Source organism: Brevibacterium sp. 50QC2O2, assembly GCF_024580675.1.
Taxonomy (GTDB): Bacteria; Actinomycetota; Actinomycetes; order Actinomycetales; family Brevibacteriaceae; genus Brevibacterium; species Brevibacterium moorei.
Window position 1 is genome coordinate 1 of the sequence record NZ_JANIJZ010000078.1, and the last position, 255, is coordinate 255.

The following is a 255-nucleotide window of genomic DNA, read 5'->3' on the forward strand; positions in this document are numbered from 1 at the left end:
AAATGGTGTATGAGGGGGATGTGGACAGGGAACTGATTCCCCGCGAGCATGGTGGAATGACACGCACACATGGCCAGTTGGCAGCTTTTGAGAGGGCTCGCGCCAAGGAACTCGCCGAGCACGAACTTGAGGTCGCGCGGTTGCAGGCCCGGATCGAGCAATTGGAGGGTTCGAACGAGGCCTTGGGAAAAGCTATCGGGCTCTTGCATCGGCTGAGCGGTCAAGAGCCCGATACTGCCACGACGACCGACTCGC

Annotated in this window: 1 pseudogene; it reads left to right on the plus strand. The window is 60.0% G+C overall.

What is annotated here, in order from left to right:
- Positions 1 to 56: 56 nt before the first annotated feature.
- Positions 57 to 255, plus strand: a pseudogene (locus tag NQ038_RS15725) (hypothetical protein); the annotation flags it as partial.